The 25,461-nt window shown below is 43.9% G+C and carries 25 protein-coding genes; 10 read left to right on the forward strand and 15 right to left on the reverse strand.

All coding sequences use genetic code 11. The features are described from left to right. Positions 1 to 93: 93 nt before the first annotated feature. Genes ACVBIK_RS10510 through ACVBIK_RS10525 form a run of 4 tightly spaced genes read right to left on the reverse strand, consistent with a single transcriptional unit; the run spans position 94 to position 5,945 of the window. The gene (locus ACVBIK_RS10510) at positions 94 to 969 is read right to left on the reverse strand and encodes an HNH endonuclease (RefSeq protein ID WP_447169636.1); all 876 of its coding nucleotides are present in this window, start codon (positions 967 to 969) and stop codon (positions 94 to 96) included. Next, the gene (locus ACVBIK_RS10515; protein ID WP_447169637.1) at positions 956 to 2,614 is read right to left on the reverse strand and encodes an AAA family ATPase; all 1,659 of its coding nucleotides are present in this window, start codon (positions 2,612 to 2,614) and stop codon (positions 956 to 958) included. The genes ACVBIK_RS10510 and ACVBIK_RS10515 overlap by 14 nt, the downstream gene beginning before the upstream one ends. A gap of 2 nt (positions 2,615 to 2,616) precedes the next feature. After that, positions 2,617 to 4,446 carry a restriction endonuclease subunit S gene (locus ACVBIK_RS10520; protein ID WP_447169638.1) on the reverse strand — a complete coding sequence of 610 codons (1,830 nt, stop codon included), beginning with the start codon at positions 4,444 to 4,446 and terminating at the stop codon, positions 2,617 to 2,619. Then, on the reverse strand, positions 4,446 to 5,945 hold the full coding sequence (locus ACVBIK_RS10525; protein ID WP_447169639.1) for an N-6 DNA methylase: 1,500 nt from the start codon (positions 5,943 to 5,945) through the stop codon (positions 4,446 to 4,448). Before ACVBIK_RS10525 ends, ACVBIK_RS10520 begins: the two co-directional genes overlap by 1 nt. A gap of 306 nt (positions 5,946 to 6,251) precedes the next feature. Between ACVBIK_RS10525 and ACVBIK_RS10530 the strand changes: the two genes are divergently transcribed. Then, on the forward strand, positions 6,252 to 6,656 hold the full coding sequence (locus ACVBIK_RS10530) for a hypothetical protein (protein WP_447169640.1): 405 nt from the start codon (positions 6,252 to 6,254) through the stop codon (positions 6,654 to 6,656). A gap of 63 nt (positions 6,657 to 6,719) precedes the next feature. On the opposite strand, the gene ACVBIK_RS10535 is transcribed toward ACVBIK_RS10530, so the two are convergent. Together ACVBIK_RS10535 and ACVBIK_RS10540 are read right to left on the reverse strand one after the other, a co-directional pair. Then, the gene (locus tag ACVBIK_RS10535) at positions 6,720 to 6,851 is read right to left on the reverse strand and encodes a hypothetical protein (protein WP_447169641.1); all 132 of its coding nucleotides are present in this window, start codon (positions 6,849 to 6,851) and stop codon (positions 6,720 to 6,722) included. A gap of 10 nt (positions 6,852 to 6,861) precedes the next feature. Beyond that, positions 6,862 to 7,011 (reverse strand): hypothetical protein, encoded by a 150-nt coding sequence (locus ACVBIK_RS10540; protein WP_447169642.1) that lies wholly within the window; start codon positions 7,009 to 7,011, stop codon positions 6,862 to 6,864. An 80-nt stretch (positions 7,012 to 7,091) separates the two neighbouring features. Between ACVBIK_RS10540 and ACVBIK_RS10545 the strand changes: the two genes are divergently transcribed. Beyond that, on the forward strand, positions 7,092 to 7,424 hold the full coding sequence (locus ACVBIK_RS10545) for a hypothetical protein (RefSeq protein ID WP_447169643.1): 333 nt from the start codon (positions 7,092 to 7,094) through the stop codon (positions 7,422 to 7,424). Positions 7,425 to 7,471: 47 nt separating this feature from the next. Here ACVBIK_RS10545 and ACVBIK_RS10550 read toward each other — a convergent pair whose 3' ends face one another. Then, positions 7,472 to 8,818, reverse strand: a complete 1,347-nt coding sequence (locus tag ACVBIK_RS10550; RefSeq protein ID WP_447169644.1) for an MATE family Na+-driven efflux transporter — start codon at positions 8,816 to 8,818, stop codon at positions 7,472 to 7,474. Positions 8,819 to 8,963: 145 nt separating this feature from the next. Then, complete coding sequence (gene hsdR / locus ACVBIK_RS10555) at positions 8,964 to 11,441, reverse strand: EcoAI/FtnUII family type I restriction enzme subunit R (protein ID WP_447169645.1); 2,478 nt, start codon at positions 11,439 to 11,441, stop codon at positions 8,964 to 8,966. 332 nt (positions 11,442 to 11,773) lie between these two features. Between hsdR and ACVBIK_RS10560 the strand changes: the two genes are divergently transcribed. The 3 genes from ACVBIK_RS10560 to ACVBIK_RS10570 are packed head-to-tail and all read left to right on the forward strand — an operon-like array spanning position 11,774 to position 13,655. Then, positions 11,774 to 12,427, forward strand: a complete 654-nt coding sequence (locus ACVBIK_RS10560; RefSeq protein ID WP_447169646.1) for a hypothetical protein — start codon at positions 11,774 to 11,776, stop codon at positions 12,425 to 12,427. Between the two features lie 38 nt (positions 12,428 to 12,465). Beyond that, entirely contained in the window at positions 12,466 to 13,017 is a 552-nt protein-coding gene (locus tag ACVBIK_RS10565) for a hypothetical protein (protein ID WP_447169647.1), read from the forward strand. Beyond that, positions 13,014 to 13,655, forward strand: coding sequence for a hypothetical protein (locus ACVBIK_RS10570; RefSeq protein WP_447169648.1), 642 nt, complete (start codon positions 13,014 to 13,016; stop codon positions 13,653 to 13,655). The genes ACVBIK_RS10565 and ACVBIK_RS10570 overlap by 4 nt, the downstream gene beginning before the upstream one ends. A gap of 73 nt (positions 13,656 to 13,728) precedes the next feature. Here ACVBIK_RS10570 and ACVBIK_RS10575 read toward each other — a convergent pair whose 3' ends face one another. The 7 genes from ACVBIK_RS10575 to prmA form a co-directional block, all read right to left on the reverse strand. Beyond that, on the reverse strand, positions 13,729 to 14,385 hold the full coding sequence (locus ACVBIK_RS10575; protein WP_447169649.1) for an HGGxSTG domain-containing protein: 657 nt from the start codon (positions 14,383 to 14,385) through the stop codon (positions 13,729 to 13,731). Between the two features lie 170 nt (positions 14,386 to 14,555). Continuing rightward, a complete protein-coding gene (locus tag ACVBIK_RS10580) occupies positions 14,556 to 15,380 on the reverse strand; it encodes a YagK/YfjJ domain-containing protein (RefSeq protein ID WP_447169650.1) in 825 nt (274 codons plus the stop codon). Positions 15,381 to 16,037: 657 nt separating this feature from the next. Next, entirely contained in the window at positions 16,038 to 16,244 is a 207-nt protein-coding gene (locus ACVBIK_RS10585; protein ID WP_447169651.1) for a helix-turn-helix transcriptional regulator, read from the reverse strand. Between the two features lie 107 nt (positions 16,245 to 16,351). Beyond that, the gene (locus ACVBIK_RS10590) at positions 16,352 to 17,131 is read right to left on the reverse strand and encodes a hypothetical protein (RefSeq protein WP_447169652.1); all 780 of its coding nucleotides are present in this window, start codon (positions 17,129 to 17,131) and stop codon (positions 16,352 to 16,354) included. A 215-nt stretch (positions 17,132 to 17,346) separates the two neighbouring features. Then, positions 17,347 to 17,652, reverse strand: a complete 306-nt coding sequence (gene fis / locus ACVBIK_RS10595; RefSeq protein ID WP_012153658.1) for a DNA-binding transcriptional regulator Fis — start codon at positions 17,650 to 17,652, stop codon at positions 17,347 to 17,349. A gap of 17 nt (positions 17,653 to 17,669) precedes the next feature. After that, positions 17,670 to 18,638: a tRNA dihydrouridine synthase DusB gene (gene dusB / locus ACVBIK_RS10600; RefSeq protein WP_447164380.1), complete on the reverse strand. Its 969-nt coding sequence runs from the start codon at positions 18,636 to 18,638 to the stop codon at positions 17,670 to 17,672. A gap of 151 nt (positions 18,639 to 18,789) precedes the next feature. Next, on the reverse strand, positions 18,790 to 19,671 hold the full coding sequence (gene prmA, locus ACVBIK_RS10605; RefSeq protein ID WP_447164381.1) for a 50S ribosomal protein L11 methyltransferase: 882 nt from the start codon (positions 19,669 to 19,671) through the stop codon (positions 18,790 to 18,792). A gap of 340 nt (positions 19,672 to 20,011) precedes the next feature. Here prmA and ACVBIK_RS10610 point away from each other — a divergent pair, with 340 nt between their 5' ends. The 5 genes from ACVBIK_RS10610 (at position 20,012) to ACVBIK_RS10630 (ending at position 25,437) form a co-directional block, all read left to right on the forward strand. Beyond that, positions 20,012 to 20,743 carry a fumarate reductase cytochrome b subunit gene (locus ACVBIK_RS10610; RefSeq protein ID WP_447162598.1) on the forward strand — a complete coding sequence of 244 codons (732 nt, stop codon included), beginning with the start codon at positions 20,012 to 20,014 and terminating at the stop codon, positions 20,741 to 20,743. Between the two features lie 160 nt (positions 20,744 to 20,903). Next, positions 20,904 to 21,578: a fumarate reductase cytochrome b subunit gene (locus tag ACVBIK_RS10615; protein WP_447162597.1), complete on the forward strand. Its 675-nt coding sequence runs from the start codon at positions 20,904 to 20,906 to the stop codon at positions 21,576 to 21,578. Between the two features lie 57 nt (positions 21,579 to 21,635). Continuing rightward, a complete protein-coding gene (locus tag ACVBIK_RS10620; protein ID WP_447162596.1) occupies positions 21,636 to 23,636 on the forward strand; it encodes a fumarate reductase flavoprotein subunit in 2,001 nt (666 codons plus the stop codon). Further along, a complete protein-coding gene (locus tag ACVBIK_RS10625; RefSeq protein WP_447162595.1) occupies positions 23,633 to 24,376 on the forward strand; it encodes a fumarate reductase iron-sulfur subunit in 744 nt (247 codons plus the stop codon). The genes ACVBIK_RS10620 and ACVBIK_RS10625 overlap by 4 nt, the downstream gene beginning before the upstream one ends. Positions 24,377 to 24,522: 146 nt before the next feature. After that, on the forward strand, positions 24,523 to 25,437 hold the full coding sequence (locus ACVBIK_RS10630; protein WP_447162638.1) for a LysR family transcriptional regulator: 915 nt from the start codon (positions 24,523 to 24,525) through the stop codon (positions 25,435 to 25,437). Positions 25,438 to 25,461 lie beyond the last annotated feature (24 nt).

A 25,461-nucleotide genomic window follows, 5' to 3' on the forward strand; every position in this document is an offset into this window, starting at 1 on the left:
CTAATAATTTCCTATAGTTGTTCAAATGAAGGCCATGACTTCCCGTATTCAAGAAGCTCTGAAGTTTGAGATACTACGGTTAAACAGGTTACGTCAGGTTGGCGCTCTGGAAGCTAACCACCTATTATGATTATCGACAATCCATTCATGTAAACAGCTCTCATTTAATAGCCCATGTAATAAAATTGAATACCAATTATTAGGTGTTCCATGCTGCTCATCATAAGTTTCAAGTGTATCTTGTAATAGAGGTGGTAAATCTATTGCTTGAATTGCTTCTCTTCTAGGGAGTTGAGTAATTACACTCTGCGGAGAGTTTTTAATTTTATTCAATTTCCCGCGAAACCAAGTATCAATCCCATTTCTCTCAATAATATGCTTAACATGATATTTAATCGCATCAATATCTGGGTGGGATTCATCTACACATGATAACTTAGCCCTCACCCACCTGAGATCTTCGGGATATTCAAACGATGTAGAAAGCAACCTTGTGTCTAAACAGTCATCAAAATAAGGATGAAGTACCCTTTTGTTTATAGAACCCGCAAGAAAAGTAGCCACACTTCGGCTCTGGTTGCAACTACAAGCGGGTACCAAATTTTTAGAAAAAATTGACCAAGCTGGATATAGCGACTTTGGCAACACATGATCTAGAGTTCGGGGATGCTGACTTCCGCACATAGGGCAAACATCCGGTGAGGAATTTCTGATTGAATCCTTATAATCAACTATCGATGGTGGGGACTCATAATGAGCTATTAAGCCAGTTTGGAGTTTATTGCTAATATTAACGATTGCAATCTGTATTGCATTCCCTCTATGGACCTCATAGTCAGCATATGCTGCAATTAATACCTGCTTTTCTCGACTCAACTCAGGATAGCTCGTACCACTTAAAGAAGTATTTGAAGCTAAATCATCTAACTTAGTTAAATCTCGGACTCTTTTAGGATTAAGCCTCTTCATTTTCAAGCCTATCCTTAATAGTCATCAAAGCTGACATTGAAAGCTCACTGCCTAATTGCTCCTCTATTTCAGCAAAGGATTTACCCGCTGATTTGCCGATTATTTTATCTACAAGTCTACCATCGACATCTTCAGAAAAGATGAATTGTGAAATGGATTCCACATCAGCACCAAAAGTTCTGAGCCTTGGCGACTGCGTATCTATATAACCATCAACATGCTTTAAAATATGTACCTGCTCACGACTTACTTCCCTAACGAAGTATGGTGAATGCGTTGCTATGAGTGCTAACGAACCAGTTTCCTCAAGTAAGGTGTCCAACAACATCATAAAGTCACCAATCATATTAGGATGCATATGAGTCTCAGGCTCATCAAGTAATACAAATGAGCCATTCTCTATGCATACACAACAAGCAAGAGCGAATTTAATAAACGTAATTTGTCCACTGCTTAAAGAGTGATAGTTTGGCCCCGCTTTTCTTCTAGGCTCTGCAGATGGAAGTAGGCCTCCCCATGTTTCTAACTGTCTCTGCTCCCCAAGAAAGCGCCTGAAGTCAAGTAGAGGCACCATCTTCCCCTGACGATCTTTTAAGTAAAGTTCCTTAATAGGTACAAAAGCCGCAACAGTTGAGATAAAAATGTCCCAACGACTTTTTCCACCTACAAATTGTTCATCTATTCTTGCCAGCGTAACCAACAAATCTTTAAAAGATCGCCCGATTCTAGTTTTAGCTCCACGGGTTAAGGTCATCCTTTTGTAAGCTAGTTTTTGATTTTTTCTTTCTGGGGGTAATGAGGTATTAGTTTCACCTGGGCTGGCTATAGCGAGCAATCGGCTAATTTTAGGTCGGTAACCATTTTCAGTTAAAGAAATCGATGGGTCTGTAATTTGCATCGCTGCACGAATGAATTGCTTTAACCCCTGGCTTTTGCCCACTCCATTCTTGCCTATTAAAACACTCACTCTTCGCGGTAATATCGAATTTGAATCATATTGAAGGTTAATTTCATGTTTATTTTCAAACCCATCTAGTTGATAAGTTAATCTTAATGACTGAGCTAACTCCCCAATAGCTTCAAATTCAACACCCTGAAGTATTGAATCTGCATTATGGTAGGTAAAGTATGTTTCTGAATTACGCATAAAGGCTAAACTGAATACTTTGCTTGCTACCGCTTCTGTATACCAGCGTACATCTTCATCCTTATATGCTAAAAGATCACAGATTGAATGTAAGATGTCGTTAGCAACTTCAACACCAAGTTGACTAATTAGCTCTCTATAATCTTGCTGAGTAGGCAGCATGGTGAAAAATGGCGGCATCTGTGCCGCATCTATTCCTCTATCACTAGTTGCACCTTTTTCATCAAGCAGCTTGGGAAGAGTATACTCGTCATGTAATAACTTTTTCCGCCCAACCTCATCGGTAGATGCTCTCGGTAAGACGAAACCAATATAGAGTTCACCTTCATAGAACCCACCTGTATTAGTTACAATAAACCGACAATTAATCTGAAAACCAAAGTCATTCCAATTAGTAGCTATAGGGCTAATAATGATTTGTTTATCGAGAGGAATTAATACATCATCAGGTGCAAAAAACACATGGTAATCGCCAAGATTTTCATTAGAGTCCATCATATCTACACTGCCTGCTCGACGATGGCGTCGGTGAGATGGAGTTGGGTAGTTTGGGCGTCGCTTAAGCGGGCTTTGAGCTGGTCGCAAAGCGCCATTAACTCATCAACTTTAGCGACTATGCGGTGTTGTTCTTCGAGTGGTGGGAGCATCAAAACTAGCTCCTCAACATCACCTCTTGAAATACCTGGTATCGCAATACCTACCCCCTTATCTTGAAAGTACTGGTATTGTGAATCAACTAAAATAAACAAAAAATCCAGATTGCCTTCTAGTGATTGAATTGCCATTAGCTGCCTACTAATAGCAATGGTTTCATTTGCGAGATTCAACTTGCCTAAACCAGCCCCTTTACACGTAATTAGTATGTCGTTTTTCTTCGCTAACGCTCTAAACTCAGTAGTATATTTTGAATAGGTTGGATATTTCGAACCAAACTCTGCTGGTCCAGTGATATATGGAACGCCATTCTCTAGGCTATTCTCGCTATATTCATTTGGTTTCAAATGTTGCCCTGAAACTAAATTGATCACTTGTCCTATTCTGCACAACGCCCAGCCCTTCGGTAGTTCAAACGGTTTTTCTTCGTCGGTGATAGCAGGCAGTGGTTTCTGCTTTTTGATTTTTTTGTCAGCAATTAATTGGGCTTTTTCTGCGGCGATACGCTCTAGTAGCTTGGCAGCAGGTTCATCATTAGCATCTTGTTCCACCAGCTTGCCCATGACGGCGAGTTGCAGGATGGTTTGCTTTAGTGTGTCGATGCTGGCGCTGGTGGTGAATAACGTGTCGAAGTGCTCGGCAACACGTTGCCAGCTCTCTATAAAGTGCCGCTCAGGGCTGTTAGCATCAGCAGAAGGAAGCAGTAACGCCCCTAGCAAGGTTTCAACTAAGGTTTGGTGTGCAGATATGCTCGCTTCTGTTTGCGCTTCTAGGGCATCACACAAGCTCATCAGCTCATCGACTTTAGCGACGATACGGTATTGTTCTTCAAGAGGGGGGAGGGAAGTAACTACTGTGATTACAGAGCTTGTATTTAATTCCACTTGTTTTGTCGAACCAGAAACTAGAGCATTCTCATGGTCTGGCTCGATTCGAGATTGAATCCCCGGTGCCATAATAAAGCACCATATAAAGCGACTATAGACGAGAGTTGGTCGAATAACTGTTACATGAGAATCTGCAACAAGTGACTTTTCTTCAATATTAGTAATTACATTTGCTCTACCAACAGTTCCGGTACCAGTAGAGTTCCATAAAATATCTTTATTAATTAGAAACCTTTCAGCTTGATACTTTTCTAAACTATCGTCAGTAACAAAACGAGCTGGTGAAATATCAAACCCTGTATTTTGCACACACTTTTGGGAAATAACTCTAACAGTCCCTTCTTCTGCATACGAAGGACCTTTTCCCCTTTGAATATATGAAGATATATCTTGAAGCCTCGCCCATTCCCACCCCTTCGGCAAATCAAACGGCTTTTCATCCTCGCTAATTTCAGGCAGAGCTTTAGGCTTTTTAATCTTCTTGTCTTTAACCAATTGCGCTTTTTCAGCGGCAATACGCTCAAGCAAGACCGATGCTGGTTCATACTCCTCACTATTTCTCGCCTCGCGGCTGGCCTGCGGTACTAGCTTACCGCGCACGGCGAGTTCTAAAATCAGCTCACGCAGCTTTTTGATGCCATGCAGTGAAAACTTCTTCGATGAACCACGGCCTGACGCTGACTTTTGCTCGATGGCGCTGGTCCAGATATCTAGGTTTTCTATGATTAATTGCTCTGCAGTTATTTCCGAATTTTGATCAGCAGTTACTTTTATATCGTGCTCAGCCATTATTTAACTTCTCCCGCTGAATCTTTAGGAGAAAGGGCGGCAGAAAGTATGCCTTTTAGCTGTTCGCGTAAGGCTTGAATATCTGCTTGCTGCTTGGCGTAGTCTTGTAATAACTCTTGTGGGTCATGGCTGACCACATCACCTACATGCGGGTTTTTAATATCTAAGTTGTAGTTGCGAGCGATGATGTCATCGATCGACACCTTCCATGCTTGCTCGTTTTCAACTCGTGATGCAAAACCGTCGGCTTCAACACCCCACCAGCTCAATTCAGTTGCAAACTCTTCAAACTTCATTGGCTTGGTTTTGTTGTAGTTCTTCACTCCTGCAGGATATGGGTGCTCATAGAACCAGACATCTTTGGTTGGCTGACCTTTAGTGAAGAATAGGATGTTAGTTTTAATGCCAGTGTATGGGTTAAATACACCGTTAGGTAAACGCACGATAGTGTGCAGATTACACTCTTCAGTCAGCAGCTTTTTGATTTTGGTTTTAACGCCTTCACCAAATAGGGTGCCGTCTGGCAATACCACAGCTGCGCGGCCCCCCTCTTTACCGGCTGAGGGCTCTGCTAGCAATTCGATGATTAGCTGCAGGAATAGATCGGCAGTTTCACGGGTTTGCATTTCACTTGGGAAATTCTTCTCAATACCGTCTTCTTCGGTGCCGCCAAATGGTGGGTTAGTGATGATGACATCAACTTGGTCATCCCAGCTTGATAACGGCTTATTGAGGGTGTTGCCGTGCTTAATCTGTACAGGCACCTCAATGCCGTGCAGCATCATGTTAGTAGTACACAGTAGGTGCGGTAGCTGCTTTTTCTCAACACCAAAGATCTGTTGCTGTAGGGTCTTGTGGTCTTCGCCTGATTTAACGTAGTTAGTTTTAACATGGTCAAACGCGCACGCTAAGAAGCCGCCAGTGCCGCAAGCAGGGTCCATAATAGACTCGCCAAGCTTAGGATCTGTTACCGCTACAATGAACTTAGTGATGGCGCGTGGGGTATAGAACTCGCCCGCATTACCTGCGCTTTGTAAGTCTTTTAAGATCTGCTCGTACAGGTCACCAAACAAGTGACGTTCTTTTGAGTCGGTAAAGTCAATTTCATTGAGCTTGTTGATCACTTGGCGCAGTAGCGTGCCGTTTTTCATGTAGTTAAAGGCATCGGAGAATGCTTCTTTGACTACATAGCCGCGCGGGTTTTTATCTATCGGCGCAGTCAGATTTTTAAGCTGTGGAAATAGCTCATCGTTAACAAAATCCAGTAGCTCTTCACCAGTGATGCCTTGGTTATCCGCAGCCCAGTTGCGCCATAGGAACTCTGCTGGGATTGGCTCACGGTAATCGTCTAGTTCAAGCTCTAACTCTTCCTCTTGGGCATCAAACACCTTAAGGAAAAGTAACCAAGACATCTGCCCTAGTCGCTGGGCATCGCCGTCGACACCGGCATCTTTACGCATAATATCTTGGATGGATTTAACTGCTGAACTGATAGACATAACAAAGCTACTTTAATTGCTAAATATAATGCGGCGCAGTATAGCAAGTCCAGTAGGGTTAATCAGTGAGTAAGTTATGATAATTTTGCGGCTAACACCCCTTTGGTCGCTGCATTTTCTAACGGACTAGAATGTTAGTCATATTGGGGGGCCGGGCTTTAGTTAACCGGTAGTACAGGTAGGCGGTGATGATGGCTGCATCGGTAGGTGTTTAGGACTGTATAAATGCGGTGCATTTAATATCCAGTCGTGATTAAATAGTTAGCAAAACAACTAATTAGCAAGGATGAACGTTAGTGGTGACCCATGATTATTGAGTGCCCTCATTGCAGCGAAGATAATAAAATCGAATACGCTGAAAACATACGCTGTAAAAAATGTGAGAAAGACTACAAGGGTTATGAATTTTCTAAACGAAAAATCATAACAGGAACAGCGCTCGCCCTTTTAACTTATGTTGGTTTTCATACCCTGAATGACGAGGTTAAAGGCTACGGAGATCGTTATCCTATCGCGGTGGAATACGCTCTGCTCGACAGCTGTATTAACGGCAGTAGCAATTCTATTTCTCAAAACCGTTACCTCAGCAAGCGTGATCTTTGTCTATGTGCTCTGGAAGGGGCTCAAGAAGATTATCCTTATTCTGATTATGAAGATGATGCGAAAGGCTTTGTGCCTATTTTTCGTCGGTATGCTAAGAGCTGTAGGTAATTTAAAGGTAAAAAAGCGGTCACCTTGAGGGACCGCTTTCGCCGAGTTTAACCTTTTAGGGTTTTATTTACCCTTTGGAGCGTTACCTCGCCCGTTGCCAGACGGTTTACCCGTTGTGCTTGGGTAGTTGGGGTTGTTACTTGGACGAGGTGCAGCAGGTGCTTTTGGGCTTGATTTTGGTGTTGATTTGCTCACGGTAATCTCCTTATTGGCCTGACTTTTTGTTGGTTTCAGCCGCTCGTTGTGCACGAGCACCAAAACTGCCTTTATCTACCTTGCCACTATTTTGCTTGGCAGTACCTGATTGAATACGAGCAGCGGCTTCAGGTGTCATAGGGGTTTTACTTTTAGTCATGTTCAATTCCTTTTTTACTGGTTAATTTAATAAGTGTCTTCGCTAAGACAGGCACAGAATGACATAGGGGGCGGGGACCGATGGGGACAGAAGTAAAACAGAAACAAATAAAAGCGTTACTGCAAAAGCTAAACCTGAGTATCAACAATTTCGCAGGGTTAGTTTATGAAGCGCGTTTTGATGACAATGATGAGGAGGCAGAGCTGAAGCTCGCCGCGAACATTAAGAAGCAGCTACAGCGAAAAACCACCAAAGAGGAAGTGTTGGACTCATACCTTGATATATTGGCAGATCAGCCTAGTTACCAAAGCCTCAACCTTGATAAAGTCCGCAGCCAATATGTTAACCATAGCTGCTTAAATGATGACATTACGATGAGTCTCACTGAGCTGTCTAGTGAACTAGATAGCTAACTGTAAAAGCAAAGGGGCGCTAACACCCCCTATGGTCGCTGCATATTCTAATGGACTAGAATGTTAGTCATGTCGGGGGCACGGGCTTTAGTTAGCCGGTAGTACAGGTAAGCGGTGATGATGGCATCGATTGTTATTCCCAAGCCAAACATGATGGCGATTTTATCAAGCGATGGAACGAACCAGCCCATTTGATAAGACATAAATGCACTGCCGTAGAAGCCGATGTTTACGATTAACGACTGGTATAACATTAAGTCAGTTCGGCCTATGCCGTAAAAGTAGCTATCAATGACATGGTTAAAGGCAAACACAATGTAAAAGCCAAGCATAAGTAAAACTAGCTTTGTGACGGCTTGCGACTGGCTAACACCCATAACTTGTTCGATAAAAGGTTGCCATGCAGGTATAGACCCCAGCCAGCAGCATACAAATACCAATACGATGCCCATATAACAGTTCACTTTATCTTTGCTTAATCCACCATTGTTGGCCGTATCGCGCTTCACTAACTGGCCTAGCGCCAGAATAGGTAATAGTAACCAACCCCAGATAAACTGATTCGCCAACCAAAATACTCCTGCTTGTTGAACCTGATTAACCAGCTGCAGGATCATCACCACAAAAGCGGTGTTGCGAACTAATGACTCTAAACCTGACTTGGCGCCAACCCTTAGCCAAGTTACCAGCCATGGTTGCTGATGAAACTGAATGCAGCGTACTGATAAGCCCTTACTCGTTAGATATAAAATGGCCACGCTAGATAGAACCAAGCTGACGATAATATTGGTCCACGCAATGCCGTTAACCCCAAGGTTTAAAGAGAATGGTAGCTGACTGACAAACACGCTGTCGCATAATAGGGTTAGTAGGGTTTGGATAAGTAATAACAGGTAGATAAGCTTTTGCTTGTTTTTGAGCACGAGCACTAAGCTTGCAAATGAGAATACACTCGACAATAAAATCGCAATGGACTCAAGGCGAATATAACTGACGGTTTGCTCTATAAGCGCGGCTTGCTGCTGCATAGCTGCAACCATTTGTGGTGCTAGTGTTATTACCATAATAGTAACGATGATATAGGCCATGACCACGATAGTAAGCCCTGTCGATAACCTGACATTGTACTTTTTAGGTTCTCGTATCACTTGACCAAATACGAATGCTAGCGGCAAAAGTAGCGCCTCACTAAGCACCTCATAAATCACATTAAGCCAAGCCACTTGCGCTGCGATACTGAACGCCCATGGATTAGGGATATCGCCTAAAAAATGTATCCGAGTCGTGGAATATATTAACGGGATTAAGCTGGTTAAGACGAGCACCAGTAGCAGCTTGAAGTTGATACTTCGATATGCGCTTACAAAGGCTGAAGCTTTGAGGTTTGGCTGCATGTGTATTGGATTCGTAGTGGCAGTTTAGGGTTCTGTTTGGGTTAGAGTTCGTACTGGAGCTAGTGCAGTGACTAACTGATTAGTCACTGCACACTGTAAAAATAACGGTTGGGGTAACAGTTAACATAGACCCCAAGAATAATCCTTAAGCTGATTGCTGGTGGATTTGATAGATCTCAGCTTCCAATTCGCTAATCGCTTGCTCGTACTCTTTTTTACCGCCAAAGCCTTTTTTTACGATTTCACTTAGGCTACCAATCTCGTTGAAGGGCTGCACTTTAAGCACTTGCATGGTCTCGATTTCTTGCACTCCAACATCGGCGTATTTAACCAGTAGATTCTCTAGTACCGTTTGGGCGGTATCCGAATACTTGGTGAAGTAATTACGCTTCTTAACGCTGTTTGCACGCTCTTTACGGGTGAGCGCTGGTTGGTCATAAACCACATGGCAGATCATGTCGAAGGGGTCCATATCTTTGCCAACCTCTTCTTCAAGTGCGGCCCAGATAATGCCTTCTTGAGCGAGCTCATCGATGATGGCTTGTTTACGGTCAGAATCATTCCAGCGCTTAATAAACTCATCAAGTGAGCTGAACTGCTTAGCCATGGTTTTACGGGTGTAATCTTTGAAAGACTCGGTGACTAACTTGCCGTCACTGTCGTAATACTGCACACGCTCTGCGACCTTACTGACAGTAACACCTGAAACTCGGTATTTGTTTACCTTGCGGGGTTCATCGTCTGTCCATTCACCTTCACCTGTACCTTGTTCACCACCGGTTTCATTCCCACCTGTGTCGGGCGTATCTGGTTGGTTCGTTCCATCGTGTTCGTCATCATTACCGTTACCATCGGTTGAGTCCTCACCTCCTGCGCCATCAATATCAATGTCAGGATCTTCAATCTCTTCAGGTTTCTTAATGATTATCTTTTCTGGTGTACCGTCAAAGCGCTCATCGGCAAACAGTTCGGTGGCTTTTTTGAAGTCTAAGATAGTAAACCATAGCTTGCCGTACCTTTCGTCGATACGGGTGCCGCGACCAATGATCTGTTTAAACTTGGTCATTGACTGAATGTTTTGATCCAGCACCACTAGCTTACAGGTTTTAGCATCGACACCAGTGGTCATCAGCTCAGAAGTAGTAGCAATGACTGGATAAGGCTTTTTAGGATTGATGAAGTTATCAAGCTGGGCTTTACCTAGTTCATCATCACCTGTGATTTTCATCACGTACTTATCGTTCTTCGCCATTTGCTCTGGGTTGAGGTTGGCGATAGCACGGCGCATACGCTCGGCGTGATCGATGTCATTACAAAAGACAATGGTCTTGGCCATTGGGTCTGTACGCTTTAGGTAGTTGGTTATCGTCTCGGCCACCAGCTGAGTTCGTTCATCAATCACCATGGTGCGGTCAAAGTCTTTTTGGTTATAGATACGGTCTTCTATTACCTCACCTTGATTATCGACTTGGCCTTTTGTTGGTCGCCAGCCTTGCAGGTCGACATCAATATCCACACGCACCACTTTATAGGGCGCTAAGAAGCCGTCTTCAATGCCTTCTTTAAGGGAGTAGGTATAAGCCGGATCACCAAAGTAGTCCGAGTTTGATACTTCATCGGTTTCTTTAGGGGTGGCCGTTAAGCCTACCTGAGCAGCGCTTTTGAAATACTCTAAGATTTCACGCCATGCACTGTCTTCTGAGGCGCTACCGCGATGACACTCATCGATAATGATTAAGTCAAAGAAGTCTGGGTCAACTTGTTTAAAGGCTTTCTGGCTCTCTTCAGGGCCGGTTAAAGCTTGATATAGGGCTAGGTGTATCTCATATGATGGATCAACGGTTCTGCCTGAGACCTTGGTCATTGCGGGACCAAAAGGTTGAAAGTCACCTGTCTTGGTTTGGTCGACCAAGATATTACGGTCGGCTAGGAATAGAATGCGTTTTTTAGCGCGAGACTTCCATAAGCGCCAGATGATCTGAAACGCCGTGTAAGTTTTACCAGTGCCTGTTGCCATGACGAGCAATACACGGTCTTTACCTGATGATATTGCCTCTACGGTCTTATTGATGGCTTGTAGTTGGTAATAACGAGGGTGCTTACCGCTACCATCGTCATAGTATTCTTGGTTGATAATGGGCAGCTGCTTTTCGGTGTAGCCTTTCCAAGCGCAATACTTGGCCCAGAGCTCTTGTGGCGATGGGAAGTCTTCAAGACGGATTTCGGATTCTAGGTTGTGGGCTTCTGATGTGCCTTGACTGTTTGTGACGGCATGGGTTTTGTCGTGAAAGATAAAACCATCACCGTTAGAGGCGAAGATGAAAGGTACTTCAAGCAAGCGCGCATAATCGAGACCTTGCTGCATACCTTTACCCATTTCATGCTTGTTCGCTTTAGCCTCAATCACGGCAAGCGGCATACTAGGTTTATGATAAAGCACAATATCGGCAGACTTTACGGTTTTACGTAATCCTAATTGACCACGCACAATGACCTTACCATCGCGTAGCTTCACCTCTTGGCGAATTTGCGTCATATCATCCCAGCCTGCATCTTTAATTGCTGGCATGATGAATTTGGTGATGATATCGGTTTCAGTCAGTTTTGCTTTATTGATGCTCATAACCTAACAAGGTCCTTCTAGGAAAGATAACAAACAGTTACGGACAGCTTTGCCCATTTCAATTGTGTCATAAAGCCTTAAGGAAGCACAGGATTTAGCTCAAGGATTGATAAGGAAATAGTACGTTTTGTATTAGTCGGCCTTGTTTTAACTGATTGCTGGTGGAGTGATAAAGGTAGGCTTTTGTGTGAGCTTATTTGACGTAAAACAAATATAACTGTTGTGAGAGCTAAATTATTGTGATGCAAAGAACTCTTTCGTATTTAGATGCTTGAACGTCGGTAAATAACCAACTAAAAGAAAGGCTCTAAATATTGTGAGAAAACAGTTTCATGGCTGAAAGATATTCATTAACCGTTAATACGGTGAACGGCATTACTCGAACTCAAACTGAGTGTGCAGCATTCTTAGTTTATTTAATTAAGTTCTCAAATGGCTCTACTTACGTAGTAGAAAGTCAGGACTTAGTTACCAGTTGGTATTCTATTTACAACACTTCTTGGAATAACACCCCTAACTCTGTTACTGACAAGGTTCGAGCTGCAGTCGTTAAGTTTCGCGACCCTGAGTTCTTTGTTGTTGCGTTAGCAAAGTCGAAAGATGAATCTCAGGCCAGAAAGTCTGCGGCAATACAGTACTACGCACCGGACTTAAACACTTCCTCTGGAGTTAGCTTATCTCAGCCGAGCTTCTTTGATTCGTTAGATAAGGTTGTTAACACATTCGAGCTGGCATCTCGTTCAACAAATCACAATAACATCAAATTTGAAGATAAAGACCGTGATTTGCTAATTGGAGAGATTGTGATTAATCGAGCTAAGAAGCGGTTCTTGGTGGTAGAAGGGGCGCATAAGGGAAAATTTGTGAGTTGTTCAAACTCTGAAAGAGATAAGTTTCCCGTAGGAGCCAAAGTGAAAATTAAAGCTGCAATGATGAGTAATGGCACATTGAAAGCTGCAAATAAAGCAAAGTTGCTACCTGCCTAACTGGCACTTTACGATACATTATGAAAAGGAAAGCATAGGTGCTAAACGCTAATTGTTGTGGTCTTTGTGGGAGGGTTATTGCTCCCAGAGAGCTATTTAGCCATCTAGTAATTGATCATGGATGGAAAAAAGTATCTGAGAATGCCGATTTGATGGCTGATTCCCACGATACTTTTGCGGCGCATCAGTGGTCTAAATTATCTAAGCAACATAAAAATATAAAGGATGTGTGTTTATTTCAATATGAAAATAATTGGCACATCACTTCCAATAACGGGGCATCAGTGGTTGCGTTACCATCGGAGAAAATTGCACTGCAATGGTTAGATTTTTATGCGAAAGAGAGAGGGGAGCAGTTTTACGTTCAGCGAGTAAAGCGTATTAGCTCAATGCTCAATAAGAATTTTTTATCAAGTGCGCCGTTATCCTCAAAGGCAACACTCTCAGATAGCCCCTCTATAATTAAAAGGGTCATAACAACAAGTAAATCGTCAGCTAATACGGGACCTGTTTTTTGTACTCAATGTGGTGGAGATGGCGGAGCTGGTGGACGTTGTTGGAAATGTGATGGTACAGGGTGGGCAAAATGAAAGCTCTTTTGTGCGGGTTGTGTCAGTGTGTTGTTGCTGAGTGCGATTTACATACACATTTAGCGAATGTTCATGGATGGTTTGGACGTCCAGTATTAAGCGTTGGTCAGGGAGGGGCAGGTAGTAAGCCTCGTAAATCATTTAACGCTAAAAGTGTTGATCGTGTCGGTCATAGGTTGCTTGCTCCAATAAAAACTTCGAAGAAGACGCCTCTTACAAATTGCTCTTGCTGTGGAGTTCAGGTTTCAAAGAAAAAGCTAGCAAAGCATGAGACCGCTTGCCTTGAAAGGCAGAAAGAAAAGCTGCTAGAAATAAAAAAGAGTCCAATTAACAAAGAAAGTAGTGGCGCTTTAAAATTAGTTTTTTGTCCCAAGTGTTCTACGTCTATTTCTGAGAAAAAGCTTAAGAGTCATTTGGCTAGCCGTTGCCCGAATCGGACTACGGCATCTCAAGGTACAAGTCTTAGAAGTGGTAAAGCTTGCTCGTCGACATATAATGACCCCGAAATAGCCGAGTATCTAAAGAAAAATCCTGAACCAGAAAAAGTTGGTCCTAGAGGTATACCGCAAGATAAATATCGGCGCAGTGCATATGGGCGTTCAGGGATGGAATATGATTCTTGGGGGCGAGAAGGCTAAGCTACTAGGACGGTTTATGTTGAGTCGTCCTATTGTGTGCCTTTTATCCCTCTAAAGGACTTGTTTAATTCGTTCATGGTTTTTTTGCATAATTTTTTAGTGCTTTTATTTGCTTATTGAATGCTCTCATTCCCGGGGTTAATCTAGTGCTGCCTGTATAGAAAGGTCCTTTTTTTCTGTCTGCATTAATCATTAATTTCATCTGGTGGTCGAATTCAGCATTAGAGCCAATAAGCCTTTGAAAGAAAGGTGTGGGATATATTGGCGCATGAATGTGGAAGAGTAAGTGTTGGTAGGCATCATCTTTATAGTAATGATCTAACGCTGATTGAATGAGTAGTAAAGCGAATGCACCATCACGCTCAGCGATGAGGTATTTACACATTTCTAGCTCAACTCGATATTGACTAACGACGTTGAAAACCAGATCTTTTAGCTCGCGAGAATCTAGGTCTTGTAGCTCTATTAGCGTTAGATAGGCGGTGAGGGCCCCTTCTAGGTCTGAATTTTTGATTTGTAGATAGATTGTTTTATCACAGTGCCAAGCAAAAACGTTGAGTAAGGCATTAGTACGTAACGCAAGCTTTCCTTCTTTTGTCTTTGCACCAGTCGAACGCCCTCCGTGCAGCTTACAGCGGCCATTGGTATTATTTCCATAACGCTGGCAAGGCTTTCCACTTCTGGTTTTAGCGCCGCATTTGGGCAAGTTCTCAAGGTTAAATCTAGCCATTTTGTTTCTACTCCTTTTGATCAATCTAGTGATCACTTTTTGGAATTAGTTCGGTTCATGGGCTTTGTTCTGCATTTTGAAATTTGTAGTGAGCAGCTGATCACTGAAATGTTCACTACACCCCCGAGGCATATTGGTTTTCTGTTGTTTGCAGCAGCCTTATGATTTGTTCATTGATGATCTAAGTGATCAAAAAAAGAGTGATCACTTTTCGGTTCATGGGCTGTTAGTCGAGTGATCACTGTTACATGGAGACTGATCACTTCATTAGCTTGATCATTTATCAGCGAGTCTTTATAGCGATACTTTGGTTTGGCATCAGTTAGAGGGGGATTGGTTAAATGCTCTAAGCTGGTGGGCCTTTCGGCAATACACGCTTTTAGCTGCTGCTCGTGAGAAAGGGGGTTAAACCAGCCATGTTTTGGTGGTCGAATTGTTTGACTATTGAATTGTGGGTTAGCTATTTTAAAATGTTCAAAGGCTTGCTTTCGTTGGTTGTTATCGAAGGTGATTTCTGGGTCCACCAGCATGAGTTCTGTAGTCGGGTCGAAGTTTGTTGCCGGAGCGAGCTTGTTGCTTAAAAAGCCTCTAGCTTTACCGTTGAGCTCTTTAGTGTGCTCTTTAGCCAAGTAGCTTGAGCGGTAGATGGCACTCTTGAGTGAGGCTTTGTCGCCTCTGTAAGTGATGCAATAAGGGTTTTCAACAAATGATACTGTGCCATTAGCATGCATTTCCCACATTGCTTTAATAAGTGATTGTAATCGGCTGGAGTGCTCTATTTTGTGGGCACTAAGCATGACTTCAAGATGATAATGCTCAATTTCAGATGTGTTCTGCTCTCTGGCGCAGTGGTAAATCACCTTACATTTGTATTGGGTTTCAAGCAATTGCTGTAACTGCTTTAAGAATTTGGTAATTGTTTGATTATCAGCAGAGTAGTGGCTTGGGTGTAGGTCAATTCTAGCAACCAGCAGTCGTTTGTAATGGCTATGCATGATCTCGTAATCAGAGATAATGGTATTAACTATGTTTTTTCTTAAACACTTATGTTCCGGTTTAAAAACATCGTAAGCATGGTTCTTGTAAGCAAACAACATTGAGTTGTGTTTGGTTATACAAAAGGGCTTTTTACGGGGCTTAGCTTTTCTGCTGGGTTTATTTGTTTTTTTAGTCATGGTTAGTTTTTCTAGTCGTTTGCATTGCTGTTAGCCTAGTGGGGTATATTATTTAATATCCGCCGTAATCCATTATTGGTTTTTGCCTGAACGATGCAGTACGTCTGGGTTTGAAGGCTTTTCAGCTGGTTAATGTTCACTTCATAAGTGGGTCAAAGTGTGTCAGCGGGTGAGGTTGTCTTTTGAGCCCCTACTGACAAGCCCTATGAGTTATTCAGGGTATAAAAAAGCAGGCCTGAGCCTGCTTATTGTTTATCAGTTAGGAAGCCATTTATGGATATCTTTAAATATCCAACATGAGTGCCGTTTTATTGTCAGTTTAGGTGACGGAAATTCGCCTGACTTAACCCTTCTTCCTAATGTTGAGCGACTGATCCCTCCTAATAGCTTTTGGACTTCAGGTCTCATTACGACTCTATTTTGATCTATGTACATTGCTAAAGGATCAAGTTGCTTATGTGTCATTTTTATAGCTCCTTATTTGACAGATTGACGTGATTCGATCCATTCAATGAGTTCTGATAGCAACCAGCCTACAGAGCGGCTACTTTGGGATATGCGGCGTCGCTTGGGAAATTGTCCTTGTTGTTCAAGAATCCAAGCTGTTGTACGTGATATAGAGGTAATTGCTTTACGTTCTGCTTCGCGAATGAAGCGGTCTGTTTGTATAAAATTGCGTTTCACTTTGTAAACTCCAGTTTTAATTGGTTTGTATTTGATGAGCCAATTATTAAGAGTTTATAAAGTTGGAAACAGGTACCTCTGCTAGCAGAGGTACCGGTTTAGTTTGATTATTTAGATTTTCTGATGAAATATTGGTCAACTTTATGAGTAAAGTGGGTATCAAGCCATAATTTGAGCTCGTTTTCTGTGGTGGTGTTCTTAGAGGGGTGACCGCCACTAGCTTTGATTGTTCTGCTTTGTTTAATATATTTTTGGATAGTTTTGCTACTTAGGCAATCCTGACGCTTAGTAGAGATCATATTGATTATGGACTTAGCTAGCTTTTCTTTAGTGGGAAAACGCAGTTGTGTATCGGTTTCCAGCATCAGGACAATATCATTAACTAAATCTTGAAAGGGTTGATAGTACTTTTGCTGCTGTTTCTGAGGTCCCAATTTTCTGTCTTGAGTATATTGCTTATCATTCCGCATTGGTTGAAGGGCATCGATTCGCTCGTTGAACTCCCCGATGCTTTCACCAAGTTGAATGCTGTCAGTTACCGTCTTATCAAGAAAGTACTTTATCTCTTCTGGCGCGTCTTTGAGGTGACGTTTAAGTAAGGCTAGTTGGCTCTCTACTTGCGCTGTTTTCTCTCGGATCTCAGCTTGTTGTAATAGGTATATCTCATCTAGCTGACTTTCTTGAAAGGTGATTGGTTTGAGGGACTGTATTGACGTAAAAATGTTTTGAGTTGTAGCCATCCCTTGAGAAGCTACTGGATTATGTTTTGCCATATATACATCTTCAGGGGTTATTTCTTGTGATGTTTGATGAAGAGCAATATCTGAAGAGTGGATTTTGTCATTTTCACGATTAGGGCAATTGGGAAATAATCTGTGTTTGTCCATTGATTAACTCGAGGTAGGTGCGAGGCGGTTGAGATGCTCTGCTTTGGGTATAGTTATTTTTGGAAGGAAGATTAAATCATAGGGGAAAGAAGAAGAGAGGCGGATATCACGATGATGAAATTGTCCGTGTGTAGCACGGTGTGTAGCACGCATAGCAAAACGGGCTTTCCATTGCTGGAAAGCCCGTTTCAATACAACAAGTTAAGACGTTAGTCTTAGTTCATGCCGTATTTCTTTAATTTCTTGCGTAGCGTACCACGGTTGATACCTAGCATGTTGGCAGCACGAGTCTGGTTGCCACGAGTGTGTTGCATGATGATATCTAGCAGAGGTGCTTCAACTTCGCTTAACACCATTTCATATACTTCTTCAGCTTCTTGCCCGTCCATTTGAGCGAAAAAGTTGGTGACAGCACGCTTTACCGCATCACGTAGTAATTGTGGCTTAATAGCGCCACTTGCGGTTTCGATTTTGCCAACAGTAAGTGGGTGAACTTCAGTGTGAGTAGTCTGATCAAACATTCGTATTCTGCTCTTTATTAATATGCAACAAATTCATCAAAATAGCGTTCCACCATGGAACATTGTTCTTCAACGGTTTCGAGTCGATTAAACTCGCTTCGAAATGGCCGTTGTTGTTCTTGGTCTAGGTACCAGCCAACATGCTTTCTTGCGAAGCGGATGCCCTTATAATCGCCATACAAGTTGTACAGTAACTTAAGGTGTTCAAGCATAACTTGACGCTTTTCATCCATCTCAACGGGCGCTAGCTTTTTACCTGTATCCAGGTAATGTTGGATTTCCCTAAATATCCAAGGTCGTCCTTGAGCTCCTCGTCCAATCATCAGGGCATCCACACCAGTATAATCCAGCACAAAACGTGCTTTCTCTGGGGTTAAAATGTCTCCATTGGCGACAACGGGTATCGAGATCTGTTTTTTAATTGCTTTAATTGTGTCGTACTCGGCATCGCCTTTGTACATGCACTGCTTCGTTCTGCCGTGAACGGCTAATGAAGCAATACCGCAATCTTCTGCAATCTGGGCGATATGAACACCATTCCTGTGCTCTGGAGCCCATCCCGTTCGAATTTTTAGCGTCACCGGAACATCAACTGCTGCCACCACCGCACGTAGAATTGCTTCTACCTGAGCTGGATCTTGCAATAAAGCCGACCCTGCGAGCTTCTTATTCACTTTCTTTGCTGGACAGCCCATATTGATATCAATGATCTGTGCCCCTTGTTGTACGTTGACAACAGCGGCATTGGCCATTAACTCAGGATCTGAACCCGCAATCTGAACCGAACGTATTCCGTCTTCACCTGCGTGTGTCATACGCAAGCGGCTTTTATCGGTATCCCAAACATCAGGATTGGATGAAAGCATCTCCGACACGGCTAAGGCTGCGCCATAACGTAGACAGAGATTTCTAAAGGGTTGGTCTGTGACGCCTGCCATTGGGGCCACGATCAACTGATTTTTCAGGCGATAGGGTCCAATCTGCATTTATCAAAACACCTTGCTCGTCAAAGGGGCGCTATAGTACGCCTTTTTCAAGCCTGTGAAAAGGTCAATAAATGACCTGGGGGCAACTTTTTTGCTTGACTTTTGTCTAGTGAGAAGTCAGTGGCGGCGCAGAAAGCGCCGCGCATTACTGTTATTTGCGTATACCTGTCAAGCGGCTCCAATCGTCTTTGTGAGCAGGCTCGTCCATATCAAACCACTCGCTATAAAAGGCAGAAACTTCTTCTGCCTGTTCTTGCAGTAGGCCTGAAAGTGCCAATTGGCCACCTGGTTTAACTTTTTCTGCAATCAGTGGTGCCAGTTCACGCAGTGGACCCGCAAGAATGTTTGCCACTAAGATATCGGCAAGCAGATCGGCAGGTTGATCTTCTGGTAAGTAGAGGTCAAGTTTGTCTTGCACGTCATTGCGCTCAGCATTGGCTTTAGAGGCTTCAATAGCTTGGTAGTCGATATCGATACCTGTTACGCGCTCTGCACCTAATTTAAGTGCTGCAACCGCTAAAATACCTGAGCCACAGCCGAAATCGATCACATCTTTATTGTTGTAATCTAGGCCGTCTAACCATTCTAGACACAGTGCAGTGGTAGGGTGGGTACCTGTACCAAAAGCAAGACCTGGGTCTAAGATGACATTGACTGCAGTTGGATCGGGGATTTCACGCCAGCTTGGGCAGATCCAGAGGCGATCGCCAAACTTGATCGGGTGGAAGTTGTCCATCCATTCACGTTCCCAATCTTTGTCTTCAACTTGTTCAATTTTGTGGCCGAAACTATCGCCTAGGCACGGAAGCAGCTTTAAACGCTCTACGACAGGCGCTAAATCAAAATCGGCTTCAAATAGCGCGATGATGACGGTGTGGCTCCACAATGGGGTTTCGCCCAGAGTCGGTTCGTAAATTGGGTTGTCTTTACCGTCTTCGAAGGTAACAGAAAGTGACCCTTCCTCCATCAGCTGGTCGCTAATCGTGTCGGCATGTTGGCCGTCAGTGTCAATTCTAAGTTGGATCCAAGGCATGAGCATTCTCGTTATCTAGATATATGAGGCTATTGTAAACCATGGCAGGTTTGAGTGTGAATGTTAGATCGGAAATCATCTCACTATTCTTTGAACATGCTGATTTATGATGAGTTTAAGTGTGCGCTCTTGGTTGGTTTGATTGAGGTTTTTTCGTTTTAATTTGTAGTTCAACATATTGAATTTTATTGGGTAAATGGTATTACCAGTGTTCATTTTTATTGGGGTGGTTTGTGATCTACGTCTAACGCTTGCGTTAAGCGTGGTGAGTTAGATCACGAAAATCATTCCGCTGTCCAATTGCTGCTAAAGATCTTGTTAGAGTGTAAATCCCACTATTTTGCATAAGACAAACAAGACAAGAATAATGTTAGCATCCTACGTAATCGGTAAAGGACATCCAGCATCTGCAAAAGCAGATAAAATACAAAGCATTACAGGCGTGATGATGGGTTGCTTCTTATTAGCTCATTTGCATTTCGAGTCAAGTATTCTACTTGGAAAAGATGCGTTTTATACGGTAGTGCAGTTTTTAGAGGGCGGAATGTTTAGTTCTACTGGTCATGGCTTTCCCATTGTGACCAAAGTCTTTTCTGTATTTATGTTGGTTGTGGTGATGTTGCATGCAGCAGTTGCTTTGCGTCGTTTTCCTGCCCAGCTTGGACAGTGGCGGGCTCTAAGACGCCATATGGCTGTCATTAACCACAAAGATAGCCATGCTTGGTTTTGGCAATTAGCGACGGGTTTTGTGCTGTTTTTTTTAGTGCCAGTTCACTTGTTTACCATGATTGCCAATCCTGAGATTGGCCCTAATCTATCAGCTGAGCGCGTTTATCATCAAAACGCTTGGCTGCTATATATCTTTTTACTACCTGCCGTGGTTATACACGCCATGATTGGCTTATATCGTGTGGCCGTTAAGTGGGGATTTACTGAAAAACGCACCGGTCTGCGTAAGCTGGCTAAGGTATTGATTATTTACCTTATCGCTATCGGTTTACTCAGCTTAGCTTCCTACATTTTGATTGGCAGTGAGCTGACTCTACCAGTAGAGGCCTATCGACCAAGTTAGCCGTACTTGGGTGCGTGAACCTTAAGCTAAAGTCGTTAATTAATCTTTACTAAACTAATCGCAGCTTTGTTGATCTATCTCACAGTTAAATGCCTATTACTGGGCGACATTGTAACTAACTGGTTAACAAGTTAAGCGTTTACTAAAGATAGGGCGGCGAATGAATAAAATAACCAATCGCAGTAATTGGAGTGGGTGGCTAGATCTTAGTCAGAGTATTTCCGGTGGCCTATTAGCGGTGTTTCTCTGGACGCACTTGATCTTGGTCTCCTCCATTTTACTGGGAGAAGGGGCCATGACTTGGGTTGCTAAGACGATGGAGCTCAGTTTTCTGAGCGATGATGGTCATGGATACCCTTGGGTTGTCTCTATTATTGCGGTGTTGATTGCAGCCATAGTATTATTACATGTGCTGGTGGCAATCCATAAGTTACCCCTTAACTTACGTCAGCAAAAAGCCTTAAGACTGCAGCTGAACGTGGTTAACCATGGTGATACCCGGTTGTGGGTATGGCAGGCGATAACGGGGGTAGTGATTTTACTGCTACTGCCTGTGCACTTGTGGTTGATAGGCGCGGCACCAGAAACCATTGGTCCTTATGGCAGTGCTGATAGGATCTGGGAGCAAGGTGTGTGGCTGCTGTATTTACCTCTGCTGCTATGTGTGGAATTACATGCTGCTATAGGTATGTATCGTCTCGCGGTGAAATGGGGGGCGGCGAAAGATTTAAACACTCGCATAAGACTGAAAAAAATAAAAACCATCATTAGCGTTGTTTTCATTGTTGTTGGTATCGCCTCATTACTGGCATTTTTACCTTACACCAATCGATAGATAGCTGGTGACAATAAGAACATAAACTGACTCTGCACCCTACTTTAAGGAGCACGTGTGAAACTGATATATACCGATTCGTTAGTGATCGGCGCTGGACTTGCTGGATTACGAGTGGCTATCGCGTCTAAAGAGCGTGGGCTAGATACTGTTGTGCTGTCATTAATTCCTGCTAAACGTTCGCACTCCGCGGCGGCGCAAGGTGGCATGCAAGCAAGTTTAGGCAATACCGTTAAAGGTATGGGTGATGACGAAGATGTACATTTTCAAGATACGGTAAAGGGTTCTGACTGGGGCTGTGACCAGGACGTGGCGCGCATGTTTGCCCATTGCGCCCCCAAAGCCGTACGCGAATTAGCAAACTGGGGTGTGCCTTGGACGCGTGTTACCGCAGGTCCACGCCAAGTAGTCGTCAACGCAGAGAAGGTGACTATTGAAGAGGCTGAAGAGGCGCATGGATTAATTAATGCCCGTGACTTTGGTGGCACTAAAAAGTGGCGTACTTGTTATACCGCCGACGGTACTGGACATTCGCTTTTGTATGCGGTAGATAACAAAGCGATCTCGATGGATATTCCGGTACACGAACGCATGGAGGCCTTGTCGCTTATTCATGACGGTAAACGTTGCCATGGTGTTGTCGCCCGCTGTTTAATCACGGGCGAATTGAGAGCTTATGTCGCTAAGTCGACCACCATTGCTACTGGTGGTTATGGGCGTATTTATGAAGTGTCGACTAACGCGATCATTTGCGAAGGTGTTGGCCAGGCGTTGGCACTTGAAACTGGCGTAGCCAAGCTTGGCAACATGGAAGCGGTGCAGTTCCACCCAACGGCTATTGTGCCTGTGGGTATTCTTACCACCGAAGGGTGTCGTGGCGATGGTGGCTTACTGCGTGATAAAGATGGTCATCGCTTTATGCCTGACTATGAGCCAGAGAAAAAAGAGCTTGCCTCACGCGATGTGGTGTCGCGCCGCATGACTGAACATATGCGCAAAGGTAAGGGAGTCGATAGTCCTTATGGCCCACATCTATGGTTAGACATCACTTTGCTGGGGCGTAAACATGTTGAAACCAATCTACGTGAAGTCAAAGAGATCTGTGAAAACTTCTTAGGCATCGATCCGGCTAAAGACTGGATCCCAGTGAGACCGACTCAGCATTACTCTATGGGCGGCATTCGCACCGATAAGACCGGACAAAGCCCACAGCTTAAAGGTTTGTTTAGTGTCGGTGAGGCCGCTTGTTGGGATATGCATGGCTTTAACCGCCTTGGTGGTAACTCATTAGCCGAAACAGTGGTTGGCGGCATGATTATTGGCAAGTATGTGGCCGATTTTTGCCAGCAAAATACCCTAGAGATCAACACAGGTCTGGTTGAAACATTCGTTGATAAAGTTCGCAGTGAAATTGATGAGCTAGTAGAAGGTAAGGGCTGTGAAAGTCCGTTTGCTATCCGCAAAGAGATGGAGCGGATTATGATGGATTACGTGGGGATTTTCCGTAACGGCCCTGAGCTCGATAAAGCCGTCGCTGAGCTACAAGCGTTACTTAAGCGTTCACATGCTATCGGCCTTAAATGTCATAAGCGTCATGCAAACCCTGAGCTTGTAGAAGCGCTACGGGTTAAGCGCATGCTTAAAGTGGCACTCACGGTCGCTTGTGGGGCTGCAGCGCGCACTGAAAGCCGCGGTGCTCATGCCCGTGAAGACTTTCCGCAGCGCAATGATAAAGATTGGTTGAACCGTACCCTATCGAGCTGGCCAGATGCTAATAGTTTATCGCCGCAGCTTGAGTATGAGCAGCTAGATGTGATGACGATGGAGTTGCCTCCAGGATATCGTGGTTACGGTATTGATAATGCTATCGCTCATCCGGATACCGCTAGGCGTGAGCAGGAGATAAGCGAGATCTTAGCTCAGCTAGGGCCCGATGCGGACAGACATCAGCAGCAACATGCATTGATGCCGTTTGACGTCCCAGAATCATTAAAACCAAAGAACGAACGTTTAAGTGACACGCTTGATAACTTGAGCGCAGGAGAGATCGCGAAATGAGCCAAGAAACGGCAACAGGCCGTACCTTAACCTTCAATATTTTCAGATATGATCCACAGGTTCCGGGTGACAAGCCTGAAATGGTGAAATATCAACTTGAAGAAACACCGGGCATGACAGTATTTATCGCATTGAATCGTTTGCGCGAAGAGCAAGACACTTCATTGCAGTTTGACTTTGTTTGCCGCGCAGGTATTTGTGGCAGCTGTGCTATGGTGATCAATGGTTTCCCCACTTTGGCTTGCCGTACATTGACCAGCAAGTACCCTAAAGGTGATATCACTTTGATGCCACTGCCGGGATTTGAGTTGATAGGCGATCTATCGGTTAATACAGGTAAGTTTATGCGTGAGCTGGCTGAGCGCTTAAAGCTGTGGCTGCACCCAATTAGTGACGACATTGATGTGCACCGTTTAGAAACGCCAATGGATCCTGCCGAAGCCGCCAAGCTATATGAGTTAGAGCGCTGCGTAGAGTGTGGCGTGTGTGTATCGGCCTGTGCGACTAAGCAGATGCGTGACACCTTTGTGGGCGCTGTGGGCATGATGAAGTTGGCACGCTTTGAACTCGATAGTCGAGATGGTCGTGAACTAGAAGACTTTTATCATGTAATTGGTAATCAAGATGGTGTGTTTGGCTGTATGACGTTGTTGGGTTGTCAAGATAATTGCCCTAAAGACTTACCGCACATGCAGCAGATTGCGTATCTACGTCGTAAGATGGCAGTCACACTTGTCTAAGCTATTACGTATTATCCATAACGTACTAGCTTAGCGCGACGATTGAAAAAGCCTGCAGATGCAGGCTTTTTTGTGGGTGACGTTTAGCCGCCATTTACCTACAATCAACTTATAATAAAGCTATATTTACAAATGGAATTTTGATAATGCAACTCAACGATCTCAGACTTTTTGTACGGGTAGCCGATTGCGGTAGCCTCACCGCGGCGGCTGTTGAGTTAGATATTTCTTCTGCGGTGGCGAGCGCGGGGCTCAAACGATTAGAAAAGGAGTTGGGTACAGCCTTATTTATTCGTAGTACTCGAAGCTTAAGGTTAACCGATTCGGGTGAGCGCTATCTTATTCATTGTCGGCGTGCGCTAGCCGATTTAGAGGTGGGTCAACGAGCGATAGAAAGTACTCAGGCGAGTATCTCTGGTGTTGTGAGTCTGTCGGTGCCTTCTGATGTTGGTCGTAATGTTTTGCTTCCTTGGCTTGATGCCTTTCTACTTGAGTACCCAGAGCTAAAGTTGCGTCTACATATCGGTGATAACTTGTCGGATTTTTATCATGACAAGATTGATGTGGCGCTGCGTTCAGGTAAACCTAAAGACTCAGCGCTGGTGGCCTTTAAAATTTGTAATTCACGCCGGGTACTTTGCGCCTCGCCGGATTACATTAAGCGCTTTGGTGAGGTGAGCTCCTTGGAGCAGTTACCACAGCATAATTGCTTATTTTTTATGTTGGATGAGCGTACCCATGACCAATGGGTTTTTAATCGAAATGGCCAGCAACATAAAGTGAGAGTGAGCGCTAACCGTACCTGTAATGATGCTGATATCGCTCGTCGCTGGGCCGTTGCAGGCCAAGGGCTAGTATTTAAGTCTTGGTTAGATCTGACTGATGATATCGAATCGGGGCGTTTAGTGCCTTTGCTTAATGATTATCAAGGGGAAGAGGCCGATTTATATCTTGTGTGCCCTGGGCGGGAGCATGTGACGCCAGTGATTTTGTTGCTGAGGGATATGCTTAGAGACCGCAGTAAGGAGCGCCTAGCACGTGTGAAGCATTATATGGAGTAGTGCGTTTGGGGTAACATAAGTTTT

Source organism: Shewanella sp. 125m-1, from assembly GCF_052977065.1.